10 protein-coding genes are annotated in these 14,369 nt (G+C 70.3%); all 10 read right to left on the minus strand.

What is annotated here, in order from left to right; translation table 11 throughout:
* Positions 1–96 precede the first annotated feature (96 nt).
* Positions 97–723: a superoxide dismutase gene (locus tag FGD68_RS11155; RefSeq protein WP_012038433.1), complete on the minus strand. Its 627-nt coding sequence runs from the start codon at positions 721–723 to the stop codon at positions 97–99.
* A 170-nt stretch (positions 724–893) separates the two neighbouring features.
* Positions 894–1,874 carry a DNA-binding protein WhiA gene (gene whiA / locus FGD68_RS11160; protein WP_104234774.1) on the minus strand — a complete coding sequence of 327 codons (981 nt, stop codon included), beginning with the start codon at positions 1,872–1,874 and terminating at the stop codon, positions 894–896.
* 29 nt (positions 1,875–1,903) lie between these two features.
* Entirely contained in the window at positions 1,904–2,779 is an 876-nt protein-coding gene (gene rapZ, locus FGD68_RS11165) for an RNase adapter RapZ (RefSeq protein ID WP_012038435.1), read from the minus strand.
* Positions 2,780–2,854: 75 nt separating this feature from the next.
* On the minus strand, positions 2,855–4,783 hold the full coding sequence (gene uvrC / locus FGD68_RS11170) for an excinuclease ABC subunit UvrC (RefSeq protein WP_119372171.1): 1,929 nt from the start codon (positions 4,781–4,783) through the stop codon (positions 2,855–2,857).
* Complete coding sequence (gene uvrA, locus FGD68_RS11175) at positions 4,783–7,704, minus strand: excinuclease ABC subunit UvrA (protein WP_104234775.1); 2,922 nt, start codon at positions 7,702–7,704, stop codon at positions 4,783–4,785. The genes uvrC and uvrA overlap by 1 nt, the downstream gene beginning before the upstream one ends.
* A gap of 82 nt (positions 7,705–7,786) precedes the next feature.
* A complete protein-coding gene (gene uvrB, locus FGD68_RS11180; protein WP_104234776.1) occupies positions 7,787–9,853 on the minus strand; it encodes an excinuclease ABC subunit UvrB in 2,067 nt (688 codons plus the stop codon).
* A 9-nt stretch (positions 9,854–9,862) separates the two neighbouring features.
* A complete protein-coding gene (gene coaE, locus FGD68_RS11185) occupies positions 9,863–10,477 on the minus strand; it encodes a dephospho-CoA kinase (RefSeq protein WP_104234777.1) in 615 nt (204 codons plus the stop codon).
* A gap of 87 nt (positions 10,478–10,564) precedes the next feature.
* A complete protein-coding gene (gene rpsA / locus FGD68_RS11190; RefSeq protein WP_012038440.1) occupies positions 10,565–12,019 on the minus strand; it encodes a 30S ribosomal protein S1 in 1,455 nt (484 codons plus the stop codon).
* A 186-nt stretch (positions 12,020–12,205) separates the two neighbouring features.
* Complete coding sequence (locus FGD68_RS11195; RefSeq protein ID WP_119372422.1) at positions 12,206–13,885, minus strand: DUF885 domain-containing protein; 1,680 nt, start codon at positions 13,883–13,885, stop codon at positions 12,206–12,208.
* Entirely contained in the window at positions 13,882–14,340 is a 459-nt protein-coding gene (locus FGD68_RS11200) for a PTS sugar transporter subunit IIA (RefSeq protein ID WP_104234779.1), read from the minus strand. The genes FGD68_RS11195 and FGD68_RS11200 overlap by 4 nt, the downstream gene beginning before the upstream one ends.
* Positions 14,341–14,369: the final 29 nt, after the last annotated feature.

Genomic DNA, 14,369 nt, shown 5'->3' on the forward strand with positions numbered 1-14,369 from the left:
CGGCGGTGGGTGATCGAGGTTCGGGGTGCGCGGGAGTCCTGCAGTGCGGGATCCGCGGGCGGACGGGGTCTCCCCGCCGGCCGCCCGCGGATGCGGCTACGAGAGGAGGAAGAGGCCCTGCGTCTTCGTGCGGGCGGCGTCGAAGCGCGCCTGCACGTCGGCCCAGTTGACGATGTTCCAGAACGCCTTGACGTAGTCGGCCTTGACGTTCACGTAGTCGAGGTAGAAGGCGTGCTCCCACATGTCCAGCAGCAGGATCGGCACGGTGGCCGCCGCGAGGTTGCCCTGGTGGTCGTACAGCTGCTCGATGATGAGCTTCTGGCCGAGCGAGTCCCACGCGAGGATGCTCCAGCCGGAGCCCTGGATGCCGAGGGCCGATGCGGTGAAGTGGGCCTGGAACTTGTCGTACGAGCCGAAGAACTCGTCGATGGCCGCGGCGAGCTCGCCGGTGGGCTTGTCGCCGCCGTCGGGGCTGAGGTTGTTCCAGAACACGGTGTGGTTGACGTGGCCCGCGAGGTTGAACGCGAGGTCCTTCTGCAGCTTGTTGACGAAGGTCAGGTCGCCGGCGTCGCGCGCCTCCTGCAGCTTGACGAGGGCGGTGTTCGCGCCGTCGACGTAGGTCTTGTGGTGCTTGTCGTGGTGCAGCTCCATGATGCGGCCGCTGATGCTCGGCTCGAGGGCCGAGTAGTCGTACGGGAGGTCGACGAGAGTGTAGTCAGCCATAGGTGTATCTCCTCTTCATTGCCCGGGGGCTCCCGGCCAGAGGCCGGGGGTGGGTGACGGATCGAGTCTAGTCCGGCGGCCCTCCGCACCACCTGGCCGGATGACGCCCGGCGTCCCGCGGATGGCCGCCCGCCGGGGCGCGCGTGCACCGCCGACGGACGCCTCGCGGATCAGACGTCGTCGAGGTCGGCGGGGAGGTTCGCGTCGGTGCCGGGGAGGCCCTCGTCGACGGCCTTCTTGTCGGCCATGGCGAGGAGGCGGCGGATGCGGCCGGCCACGGCGTCCTTCGTCATGGGCGGATCGGCGTGGTGGCCCAGCTCGTCGAGGCTGGAGTCGCGGAAGCGCAGGCGGAGGTCGCCCGCGTACTTGAGGTGGTCGGGGATGTCCGGGCCGAGGATCTCCATGGCGCGCTCGACGCGCGCGCACGCGGCGACGGCGGCCTGCGCGGAGCGGCGGAGGTTCGCGTCGTCGAAGTTGACGAGGCGGTTGGCGGTGGCCCGCACCTCGCGGCGCTGGCGCATCTCCTCCCAGCTCACGACCGTGCCCTGCGCGCCCATGACGCGCAGCATCTGCCCGATGGCGTCCCCGTCGCGGATGACCACGCGGTGGACGCCGCGGACCTCGCGCGCCTTGGCGCTGACGTCGAGGCGACCCGCGGCGCCGACGAGCGCCATCGCCGCCTCGTTGCCGGGGCAGGTGACCTCGAGGGCGGCCGAGCGGCCGGGATCCGTCAGCGTGCCCGCGGCGAGGAACGCCCCGCGCCAGACGGCGGCGATCTCCTCGCGCGAGCCCGTGGTGAGCCGGTTCGGCAGGCCGCGGATGGGGCGGCGGCGGGCGTCGAGCAGGCCGGTCTGGCGGGCGAGCGTCTCGCCGCCCTCCATCACCCGGACCAGGTAGTGGGTGGCGCGGCGCATGCCGGACGCGGGGATGACCGAGATGTCGCTGCGCACCCCGTAGAGCTCGGCCAGGTCCTTGCGGACGCGGCGGGCGAGGAGCGGGGTGTCGAGCTCGGACTCGACGGCGATGCGGTTCGAGATGAGGTGCAGCCCACCCGAGAACCGCAGGATGGTCGCCAGCTCGGCGGCCCTCACCGTGGTCTTGCTGACCTCGACGCGTGACAGTTCTTCCTTGACGTCCGAGGTCAGAGGCAAATGCTTACTCCCTTGATGAGATGGGTGCCCTACTCCCGGCCGAGGTCGCGGTGCTTGGTGCTGACAGCGACGCCGGGAAGGGCGCGGAGGAGGCTGGAGAGCTCCTCGGAGACGGCGACCGAGCGGTGCTTGCCGCCGGTACAGCCGATAGCGATCGTAGCGTGTCTCTTGTTCTCCCGCTGGTACCCCGCGAGCACCGGGGCGAGGGCCCTGGCGTATGCGTGGACGAACTCCTCTGCGCCCTCCTGGCCCAGCACGTAGTCGCTGACGGCCTTGTCGCGACCCGTGAGCGGGCGGAGCTCGGGGGTCCAGAACGGGTTGGGCAGGAAGCGCATGTCGGCCACCATGTCGGCGTCCGCCGGGGTGCCGTACTTGAACCCGAAGCTCATCACGGTGACGCGCACGCCGGCGTCGTCGGCGCCGCTGAACTGCTCGGTGATGGTGGTGGCGAGCTGGTGGATGTTGAGCTCGGAGGTGTCGATGACGAGGTCGCTCGCCTCGCGGATCTCGATCATGCGGGCCCGCTCGGCCGCGATGCCGTCGAGCAGCGTGCCGTTGCCCTGGAGCGGGTGCGGGCGGCGCACCTGCTCGAACCGCCGGACGAGCGCCGCGTCGGTGGCCTCGAGGAAGAGGACACGTAGGCGCGGACCTGTGCCGAAGGTCTGCAGGATGTCGCGCAGCTCGGAGAAGAAGTCGCCGCCGCGGACGTCGACCACAGCCGCGATCTTGGGCAGCGATGTGCCCGCGCGGCCGGCCAGCTCGACGAGCGGCTTGAGCATCTGCGGCGGGAGGTTGTCGACCACGTACCAGCCGAGGTCCTCCAGGGCGTTGCCGACGGTGGAGCGGCCCGCGCCGGACATCCCCGTCACGATCATGACGTCCTGCTGGGGGATCTCCACGCTCATGCGGGCATGCACCTCTCGTCGCGCTGTCGGTGGATCCAGTCTAGGCGCGACCCGCGACACGCGACCGGGCACAGGTCACGAGCGGAGCCGCTCGTACACGGCCTGCGCGAGGGTCGGCCCGATGGTGCGCACGGCCGCGATCTCCTCGACCTCCGCCTGCTTCAGCTTGGCCACGGACCCGAACTGCTGCAGCAGCCGCTGCACGCGCGACGGCCCGAGCCCCGGGATCTCGTTGAGCACCGACGTGATGTCGCGCTTCCGGCGGGCCCGCTGGTGCGTGATGGCGAACCGGTGGGCCTCGTCGCGGATGCGCTGGATGAGGAAGAGCGCGTCGCTGTTGCGCGGCAGGATGATCGGGTAGTCGGAGTCCGGGAGCCAGATCTCCTCGAGGCGCTTGGCGATGCCGGCGAGCTGGATCCCGGTCACGCCCGACTCCTCGAGCGCCCGCTGGGCCGCGGCCACCTGCGGTTGCCCGCCGTCGACGATGAGCAGGTTGGGGCTGTACGAGAACTTGTTCACGGGCGGTGCCTCGCCGAGCTCGGGCGGCGCGGCGTCGGCCGGGACCTCGGCCTCCTTGCCGAGGTACGCGAGCCGGCGCGTGATGACCTGGTGGATCGACTCGGTGTCGTCCGTGGAGTCGGCGATGTTGAAGCGGCGGTACTGGTCCTTGCGCGGCAGGCCGTCCTCGAAGACGACCATGGACGCGACGATGTTGGTGCCACTGAGGTGCGATACGTCGTAGCACTCCATCCGCAGCGGCGCGTCGGGCATGCCGAGCGCCTCCTGGATGTCGGCGAGGGCCTTCGACCGGGTGGTGAAGTCGGAGCTGCGGCGCGTCTTGTAGAGCATGAGCGCGTTCTGCGCGTTGGTCGCGGCGGTGTGCGCGAGCGCCGCCTTGTCACCACGCTGGGCGACCCGGAGGTCGACCTGCCAGGAGCTCGGGCGGCCGCGGCGCACGGTGCCGTCGTCCTCCCCCGCGGCGCGCCGCTGGCTGAGCCAGAGCTCGAGCTCGGCGGCGTCGGCGGGCAGCTCGGGGACGAGGACCTCGCGCGGAGGGTGCGCCTCGTCCTCGTAGGCGTTGTGCAGCACGGTCTCGACGAGCTCGCCGATGCCGATGTCGAGCTCCTTGTCGACGACCCAGGTGCGCGTGCCGCGGATGCGGCCGCCGCGGACCATGAACTGCTGCACGGCCGCGGCCAGCTCGTCGGCGGCGATGCCGAAGACGTCGGCGTCCACCCGATCGTCGAACACGACGGCGGTCTTGGAGAGGGCGGCCTCGAGCGCGCCGATGTCGTCGCGGTGGCGGGCGGCGGCCTCGTAGTCCATCTCCGCCGCGGCGTCCTTCATCCGCTGCGTGAGCTGCCCCACGTACTTCGAGTCGTTCCCGCCCATGAAGCTCACGAAGTCGTCCGCGATCTCGCGGTGCTCCTCGTCGGAGACGCGGCCGACGCACGGGGCGGCGCAGCGGCCGATGTCGCCGAGCAGGCAGGGCCGGTTCGTCTGCCGGGCGCGCTTGAACGTGCTCTCGGAGCAGGACCGCATCGGGAACACCTTGAGCAGGTGGTCGACCGTCTCGCGGATGGCCCAGACCTTGGTGTACGGGCCGAAGTACTTGGCGCCGCGGATCTTCCGATTGCGCGTGACCATGACCCGGGGGTAGTCCTCGCCGAGCGTCACGGCCAGGTAGGGGTAGGACTTGTCGTCCCGGAACTTGACGTTGAACGGCGGGTCGAACTCCTTGATCCAGGTGAACTCGAGCTGGAGCGCCTCGAACTCGCTGCCGACCACGGTCCACTCGACGCCGGCAGCCGACGTGACCATCCGGCGCGTGCGCTCGTGCAGGCTCTCCAGGGGAGCGAAGTAGTTCGCGAGCCGCGCGCGGAGGTTGTTGGCCTTGCCCACGTAGAGCACGCGGTCGGCGGCGTCGCGGAAGCGGTACACGCCCGGCGACGTGGGGATCTCCCCCGCCGCCGGGCGGTAGCCGACGGTGTCGGTGCGGGCCATCAGCCGGCCGCGCGCTCCTCGCGCGCGCGCTGGGACGCGACCGCGGAGGCCTCGGCCTCGGCGTCGAGGACCTCCTTGAGGAAGCCGCCCGTGTAGCTCTCCGGCACGGTGGCCAGGTGCTCGGGCGTGCCGGTGGCGAGCACCGTGCCGCCGCCCGCGCCGCCCTCTGGGCCCATGTCGATGAGCCAGTCGGCGGACTTGATGACGTCGAGGTTGTGCTCGATGACGATGACGGTGTTCCCCTTGTCGACCAGACCGTTCAGCACGAGGAGGAGCTTCCGCACGTCCTCGAAGTGGAGACCGGTGGTCGGCTCGTCGAGCACGTAGATGCTCCGGCCGTTCGACCGGCGCTGCAGCTCGGTGGACAGCTTGACGCGCTGCGCCTCGCCGCCGGAGAGCGTCGTGGCGCTCTGGCCGAGCCGCACGTAGCCGAGGCCCACGTCGACCAGCGTCTTCATGAAGCGGTGGATGGCCTGGATCGGCTCGAAGAACTCCGCCGCCTCGCTGATGGACATGTCGAGCACCTCGGCGATGCTCTTGCCCTTGTAGTGGACGCTGAGGGTGTCGCGGTTGTACCGCGCTCCCCCGCAGACCTCGCACGCCACGTACACGTCGGGCAGGAAGTTCATCTCGATCTTGATGGTGCCGTCGCCCGAGCACGCCTCGCAGCGCCCGCCCTTGACGTTGAAGCTGAAGCGGCCGGGGAGGTAGCCGCGGGCCTTGGCCTCGGTCGTCTCGGCGAAGAGGTTGCGGATCCGGTCGAACACGCCCGTGTAGGTGGCCGGGTTCGAGCGCGGGGTGCGGCCGATGGGGTTCTGGTCGACGTGCACGACCTTGTCGAGGTTCTCGAGCCCCGTGACGCGCGAGTGCTTGCCCGGGACCTTGCGGGCGCCGTTGAGCTCGTTGGCGAGCACGCGGTAGAGGATGTCGTTCACGAGCGACGACTTGCCGGATCCGCTGACGCCCGTGACGGCCGTGAGCGTGCCGAGCGGGAAGGTCGCCGTCACGTTCTGCAGGTTGTTGGCGCGCGCGCCGACGACCTGGATCTGCCGCTTCTTGTCGACCTTGCGGCGCTTCGCGGGCGTCGCGATGGCGCGGCGGCCGGCGAGGTAGTCGCCCGTGAGCGACTCGCGGTTCTCGATGAGGCCCTCGTAGGAGCCGGAGTGCACGACCTTGCCGCCGTTGACTCCCGCGCCCGGGCCGATGTCGACGATCCAGTCGGCGGTGCGGATGGTGTCCTCGTCGTGCTCGACGACGATCAGCGTGTTGCCGAGGTCGCGCAGCTTGACGAGGGTCTCGATGAGGCGTCGGTTGTCGCGCTGGTGCAGGCCGATGGACGGCTCGTCCAGCACGTAGAGCACCCCCGTGAGCCCCGAGCCGATCTGCGTGGCCAGGCGGATGCGCTGCGCCTCGCCGCCGGAGAGCGAGGCCGCCGCACGCGCGAGGTTGAGGTAGTTCAGGCCGACCTCGATGAGGAACTCGAGGCGCACGCGGATCTCCCGCAGCACCTGCGCGGCGATGTGCGCCTCGCGGTCGGTCAGCTCGAGCTGGGCCATGAACTCCTGCGCGTCCGAGAGGCTCATCTCCGCGACGTCGGCGATGTTCGCGCCGTGCACGAGCACCGCGAGGACCTCGGGCTTCAGCCGCTTGCCGTCGCAGACCGGGCAGGGGATCTCGCGGAGGTACTCGCCCCAGCGGGCGCGCTGGTTGTCGGTCTCCGCCTGGGCGAACTGGCGCTCGATGTAGGGCATGACGCCCTCGAAGCCCGACGAGTAGGTCATCTCGCGGCCGTAGCGGTTCTTCCACTTGACCTGGACCTCGAAGTCGTTGCCCCGCAGGACGGCCTCGCGGACCTCCTCGGGCAGCTTCCGCCAGGGCGTCGTGAGCGAGAACTTGAGGTCGCGCGCGAGGCCGGCGAGCAGCTTCTCGTAGTACTGGAAGAGGCCCTTGCCCTGCGTGGTCCACGGGAGGATGACTCCGTCGGCGATGCTCAGCGACTCGTCGCCGATGAGCAGCTCCTGGTCCACCGACATGCGCGTGCCGAGGCCCGAGCACTCGGGGCAGGCGCCGAAGGGCGCGTTGAACGAGAAGGTGCGGGGCTCGATCTCGGTGAGCTGGATGGGGTGGTTGTTCGGGCAGGAGAGCTTCTCGGAGTACGTCCGCAGGCCTCCGGGGCCGTCGACGTCGACGAAGTCGATCATCACGATGCCGTCGGTGAGCCGGAGCGCGGTCTCGAGCGAGTCCGTCAGGCGTCCGAGGATGTCGTCGCTCGCGACCAGGCGGTCGACGACGACCGAGATGTCGTGCTTGTACTGCTTCTTGAGCTTGGGCGGCGAGCTGAGCTGGATGAGCTCGCCGTCGACGATGGCCCGCGAGTACCCGCCGGAGGCGAGCTCCGCGAACAGGTCGACGAACTCGCCCTTCTTCTGCGACACGATGGGGCTGACGACCTGGTACCTGGTGCCGGTCTCGAGCTCCATGAGCTGGTCGGCGATCTGCTGGACGGTCTGGCGCGAGATGCGCTCGCCGCAGACGGGGCAGTGCGCGACGCCGATGCGCGCCCAGAGCAGGCGCATGTAGTCGAAGATCTCGGTGATGGTGCCCACCGTGGAGCGCGGGTTGCGGTTCGTCGACTTCTGGTCGATGGAGACCGCGGGGCTCAGGCCCTCGATGAAGTCGACGTCGGGCCGGTCCACCTGCCCGAGGAACTGGCGCGCGTACGCGGACAGCGACTCGACGTAGCGGCGCTGGCCCTCGGCGAAGATGGTGTCGAACGCGAGCGATGACTTGCCGGACCCCGACAGACCCGTGAAGACGACGAGCGAGTCGCGCGGGATGTCGAGGTCGACATCGCGGAGGTTGTGGACGCGGGCGCCGCGCACGCTGAGGAGGGAGGAGGACTCGACGGGGGAGATTGACACCCGTCCATCGTATGCGTCGCCACCGACAGCGACCGCGGCCCGGGCGCGCGACCGACGGCCGTCCGCCGCGCGCCCCTCGTCATCAGGACAGGTGGCCGGCCTTCTCCATCTGCCGGAGCTCGCGCTTCAGGTCGCCCAGCTCGTCGCGCAGCCGTGCGGCCAGCTCGAACTTGAGCTCGCCCGCCGCCTGGAGCATCTGGTCGTTGAGGTCGGAGATGATCGTCTCCAGCTCGTTCGCTCCCGCGGCCGCCTTGCCCTCGCGTCGGAGGTTCGGGGTGGGCGAGCGCTTGCCGCCGCCGCGCCCCTCGAGCATCTTCTTCGTGTCCTCGCCCTCGCGCGCCAGGATCTCGGTGATGTCGGCGATGCGCTTGCGCAGGGGGGTGGGGTCGATGCCGTGCTCGGTGTTGTAGGCGACCTGCTTCTCGCGGCGCCGGTCGGTCTCCTCGATGGCGCGCTTCATGCTGTCCGTCAGCACGTCGGCGTACATGTGCACCTCGCCCGACACGTTGCGCGCCGCGCGGCCGATGGTCTGGATGAGCGACGTGGACGACCGCAGGAAGCCCTCCTTGTCGGCGTCGAGGATCGCGACGAGCGACACCTCCGGGAGGTCGAGGCCCTCGCGCAGCAGGTTGATGCCCACGAGCACGTCGTACACGCCGGCTCGCAGCTCGCTGAGCAGCTCGACGCGGCGCAGGGTGTCGACGTCCGAGTGGAGGTAGCGCACGCGCACCCCGGCCTCGGCAAAGTAGTCGGTGAGCTCCTCCGCCATCTTCTTCGTGAGCGTGGTGACGAGGATGCGCTCGTCCTTCTCCACGCGGATGCGGATCTGCTCCAGCAGGTCGTCGATCTGGCCCTTGGTGGGCTTGACGACGATGGCCGGGTCGATGAGGCCTGTCGGTCGGATGATCTGCTCCACCACGCCGTCGCCCATGCCGAGCTCGTACTTGCCGGGCGTCGCCGACATGTACACGGTCTGCGGCACGCGCTCCGTGAACTCGTTCCACTTCAGCGGCCGGTTGTCGAGCGCGCTCGGCAGGCGGAAGCCGTGCTCGACGAGCGTGCGCTTGCGCGACGAGTCGCCCTCGAACATGGCGCCGATCTGCGGCACGGTGACGTGCGACTCGTCGATGACGACCAGGAAGTCGTCCGGGAAGTAGTCGAGCAGGCAGTGCGGGGCCTCCCCCGCGTCGCGCCCGTCGATGTGGCGGGAGTAGTTCTCGATGCCGGAGCAGAAGCCGATCTGCTGCATCATCTCGATGTCGAAGTTGGTGCGCATGCGCAGCCGCTGGGCCTCGAGCAGCTTGCCCTCGCGCTCGAGCACGGCGAGCCGCGCCTCGAGCTCCTCCTGGATGGTGCCGATGGCCCGCTGCATGACCTCGGTCTCGGCCACGTAGTGGGAGCCCGGGAACACGGACACCGAATCCATCTTGCGGACCACGTCGCCCGTGAGCGGGTGCAGCTGGTAGAGCGCCTCGATCTCGTCGCCGAACATCTCGATGCGGATGGCCAGCTCCTCGTACATCGGGATGATCTCGATGGTGTCGCCGCGCACACGGAAGTTGCCGCGCGAGAAGTCGACGTCGTTGCGCTGGTACTGCATGGACACGAACTTGCGGATGAGCGTGTCGCGGTTGATCTGCATCCCGACCTGGAGCGCGACCATGGCGTTCATGTACTGCTCCGGCTGGCCGAGGCCGTAGATGCACGACACCGTGCTGACCACCACGACGTCGCGGCGGCTGAGGAGCGAGTTGGTCGTGGAGTGGCGGAGGCGCTCGACCTCGGCGTTGACCGACGAGTCCTTCTCGATGAAGGTGTCCGTCTGCGGGACGTAGGCCTCGGGCTGGTAGTAGTCGTAGTAGGAGACGAAGTACTCGACCGCGTTGTCCGGCATGAGCTCGCGGAACTCGGTGGCGAGCTGGGCGGCGAGCGTCTTGTTGTGGGCGAGGATCAGCGTGGGCCGCTGGACCTGCTCGATGAGCCAGGCGGCCGTGGCCGACTTCCCCGTTCCGGTGGCGCCCAGGAGGACGACGTCGGGCTCGCCGGCGTTGACCCGGCCCGCCAGCTCCGCGATGGCCGTGGGCTGGTCGCCGCTCGGGGAGTAGTCACTGACGACCTTGAACGGGCGCACGGAACGGGTGGGCTGCATGGGATCAGCCTACGAGCGGCCACCGACACCGTCGGACAGGTTCGCCCAGAGCCGATCCGTCTGCGCGAGCGTCGACGCGAGCGAGATGCCGGAGTCGACGACCTCGTCGGCGACGGCGAGGCGCTCCTCGTCGGTGGCCTGCGACGCGATGCGGCGCTCGGCCTCCTCGGCCGACATACCGCGCAGCTCGACGAGGCGGCGGATCCGCTCCTCGCGCGGCGCGTGGACCACGACGATCCGGTCGAACTCGTCGACGCGGCCGGACTCCACGAGGAGCGGGATGTCGTAGACGACGACCGCGTCGGCGTCCGCCTCCCCCGCCGCGGCCATGCGCGCGGCGGACAGCGCGCGCACCGCGGGGTGCGTGATGGCCTCGAGGTCGCGTCGCGCGTCCGGGTCCTGGAACACGACCGCGCCGAGCGCGGGCCGGTCGAGGGATCCGTCGGCGGCGATCACGCCGGGCCCGAAGCGACGTGCGATCTCCGCGAGGGCGGGGGTGCCGGGCTCCACGACCTCGCGGGCGAGCCGGTCGGCGTCGATGCGCACGGCCCCCAGCTCCGCCAGGCGGTCGGCCACCACCGTCTTGCCCGCGGCGATGCCGCCCGTCAATCCGATCACCTGCATGGATCCAGCCTAGGCGGGCGGCTGGCCGGGGGACGACGGAGGCCGCCCTCCCCGGAGGGAGAGCGGCCTCGTGATCGTGCGGTGGTGCTACTTCGAGCTGGACAGCTTCTCGCGCAGGGCGGCGAGGCTCTCGTCGTCCGCCAGCGTGCCGGCGCCCGTCGAGTCGCTCGTGAAGCCGGGGCCGGCGGACGTGATGCCCGTGTCGGCCGCCTCGGCCTCGGCTGCCGCCGCGACCTGCTTCTTGTGGGCCTCCCAGCGGGCCTGGGCTGCGGCGTACTGCTGCTCCCAGGTCTCGCGCTGCGACTCGAAGCCTTCCTTCCACTCGTTGGTCTCCGGGTCGAAGCCCTCGGGGTACTTGTAGTTCCCCTGGTCGTCGTACTCGGTGAGCATGCCGTAGAGGGCGGGGTCGAACTCGGTGCCCTCGGGGTCGACGCCGTCGTTGGCCTGCTTGAGGCTCAGCGAGATGCGGCGACGCTCGAGGTCGATGTCGATGACCTTGACGAACACCTCGTCGCCGACGGACACGACCTGCTCCGCGAGCTCGACGTGCTTGCCGGAGAGCTCCGAGATGTGCACGAGGCCCTCGATGCCCTCGGCCACGCGGACGAACGCACCGAACGGCACCAGCTTGGTGACCTTGCCGGGCGCGACCTGGCCGATGGCGTGCGTGCGGGCGAAGACCTGCCACGGGTCCTCCTGCGTCGCCTTGAGCGACAGCGAGACGCGCTCGCGGTCCAGGTCGACCTCGAGGATCTCGACGGTCACCTCCTGGCCCACCTCGACGACCTCGCTGGCGTGCTCGATGTGCTTCCAGCTGAGCTCGGAGACGTGCACGAGACCGTCGACGCCGCCCAGGTCCACGAACGCACCGAAGTTGACGATCGAGGAGACCACGCCCTTGCGGACCTGGCCCTTCTGGAGGTTGTTGAGGAACGTGCTGCGGCTCTCGGACTGCGTCTGCTCGAGGAGCGCACGGCGCGACAGGACCACGTTGTTGCGGTTCTTGTCGAGCTCGAGGATCTTGGCCTCGATCTCCTGGCCGAGGTACGGCGTGAGGTCGCGGACGCGGCGCAGCTCGATGAGCGAGGCCGGGAGGAAGCCGCGGAGGCCGATGTCCACGATGAGGCCGCCCTTGACGACCTCGATGACGGTGCCGGTGACGACGCCGTCGGACTCCTTGATCTTCTCCACGTCGCCCCACGCACGCTCGTACTGCGCGCGCTTCTTGGACAGGATCAGACGGCCTTCCTTGTCCTCCTTCTGGAGGACGAGGGCCTCGACGGTGTCGCCGACCTTGACGACCTCCGTGGGGTCGACGTCGTGCTTGATCGACAGCTCACGCGAGGGGATGACGCCCTCGGTCTTGTAGCCGACGTCGATCAGGACCTCGTCCCGATCGATCTTCACGACGGTGCCCTCGATGAGGTCTCCGTCGTTGAAGAACTTCAGTGTCTTCTCGACCGCGGCGAGGAAGTCCTCAGCAGATCCGATGTCGTTGATCGCGACCTGCTTGGGCGCCTTGTCGGTCGTTGCGATTGTCATGTAGTTAGTGCTCCAGGATGGGCATGAATAAGGCCGCTGGCGCGGACCCGTGCGGGTACCGGTCGAGCGGCGGACGGATGGGTCGTCGCAGAAGTGCGACAGTCGATCTTAGACCCGGCCGCGGAGGCGGGACAACCGCGCCGCGCGGGGCGTCGGCCCTGCGCGCGTCGACCGCCCCACCCGCGGTCAGCGGAGGACCGCCGCCCGCAGCGTGTCGAGGCCGACGCCGCCCACGTCGAGCGCGCGGCGGTGGAACGCGCGGATGTCGAACGCGTCGCCCTCCCGCCGGCGCGACTCGTCGCGGAGGTCCTCCCAGATGCGCTGGCCGACCTTGTAGGAGGGGGCCTGGCCGGGCCAGCCGAGGTAGCGGTTGACCTCGAAGCGCACGAAGGACGGATCCATGTTGACGTTCCGGCCCATGAAGTCGAATGCGAAGCCGGCGTCCCAGACGCCCTCGCCGTCGGGGCGCGTCTTGCCGAGGTGGACGCCGATGTCGAGCACCACGCGGGCGGCGCGCATCCGCTGCCCGTCGAGCATCCCGAGGCGGTCGGCCGGGTCGTCGAGGTAGCCCAGCTCCTGCATCAGGCGCTCGGCGTAGAGGGCCCAGCCCTCCGCATGTCCCGACGTGCCGGCGAAGCGGCGCCACGTGTTGAGCTCCGCCTTGTTGTAGGTGGCCTGCGCGATCTGCAGGTGGTGGCCGGGGACGCCCTCGTGGTAGACGGTCGTCAGCTCGCGCCAGGTGTCGAACTCCGTGACGCCCTCGGGCACCGACCACCACATGCGGCCGGGGCGGCTGAAGTCGTCGGCGGGGCCGGAGTAGTAGATGCCGCCCTCCTGCGTGGGGGCGATCATGCACTCGAGCGCGCGGATCTCCTGGGGGATGTCGAAGTGCGTGCGGCCGAGCTCCTCCACCGCGCGGTCGCTCGTCTCCTGCATCCACGCGCGGAGGGCGTCCGTCCCGTGCAGCTTGCGCGAGGCGTCGCCGTCGAGGTGGGCGATGGCCTCGAGCACGCTCGCGCCGGGGAGGATCTCGCGGGCGATGGCCTCCTGCTCCTCCACCATGCGGGCGAGCTCGCCCACGCCCCACTCATAGGTCTCGTCGAGGTCGACCTCGGCGCCGAGGAACGAGCGCGACCGCAGCGCGTACTGCTCGCGACCCACGGCGTCGGCGTCGCGGCCCGCGGGCTCGAGCTCCGAGCCGAGGAACGACGCCAGCCGCTCGTACGCTGACCGGGCCTCCTCGGAGCGCGCCCCGAGGTCCTGGCTGAGGGAGGCGGACAGCTCGCCGGCGTCCGGTCGCGCCTCGTCGGCGAAGGACCGGAAGAACCCGTCGGGCGCGGCCTGGCGCTCGACCTGGCCGAGCACCTCGCGGATCTGCCGCTTCGCCGGCACCTGCCCGCGGCGGACGCCCTCCCGCAGGGTCTCGATGTAGCCGTCGACCGCGCCGGCGACGTTGCCGAGCCGCGTCGCGATGCTCTCCCAGTCGTCCGCGGTGGCGGTGGGCGAGATGTCGAACACCTCGCGGATGCCCTGCGCGGGCGACGCGATCACGTTGAGATCGGAGAGGTGCACGCCTGCGTCGTGCATCTCGACGTCGAGCTCCAGCTCCCGGGTGAGGTCCATGCGGGTGACCTCGTCGATCGCGTCGACGGGCGTGGCCCGGGCGAGCTGCCGGACGACCGCGCGAGCCGCGTCGGCGTGCGCCGCGTGGCCCGCGGGCGACATGTCGCCGTACTCGCCCTCGCGTCCGGGGCGGCCGAGGTAGACGCGCTCCTCGGGGTGCAGGTCGAGCGAGGCGTCGATCCAGCCCTCGGCGATGCGGTCGATGTCCGTCTGCGGTCGGGGGGCCTTCGGCGTCGTCGTCATCCTTCGACCGTAGCGGCTCCCAGCAGGGACCGGACGGTCGCCGGATCCGTCGCGCCGCGCAGCTGCTCCGCGCGCACGGGGTCGAGCAGGATCTCCGCGAGGCGCGACAGCAGCGGGATGTGCCCGCCTCCCGTCGCCGCGATGCCGATGACGATGCGGACGTCGTGGCCGTCCCAGTCGACGCCGTCGGGCAGGCGCAGCAGGCTGATCGCGTCGGCCCGGACGAGGTCGCGGCCCGCGGCGAGCGTGCCGTGCGGCACTGCGACGCCCTCGCCCACGAACGTGGACACGGACCGCTCGCGTTCGACCATGGCCTCGACGTATCCGGGCTCGACGGCACCGGCCGCGACGAGCGCGTCGCCCGCCTGGCGGATGGCGGACTCGCGGTCGTCGGCGCGCGCGTCGAGCCGGATGGAGCCGTCGGCGAGGAGGTCGGAGAGTCGTGCTGTCGTCATGCGCTGTGCTCCTCGTGCTGGGTGGATGG

It is taken from the genome of Clavibacter californiensis (genome assembly GCF_021952865.1).
In the GTDB taxonomy this organism is placed as follows: Bacteria; Actinomycetota; Actinomycetes; order Actinomycetales; family Microbacteriaceae; genus Clavibacter; species Clavibacter californiensis.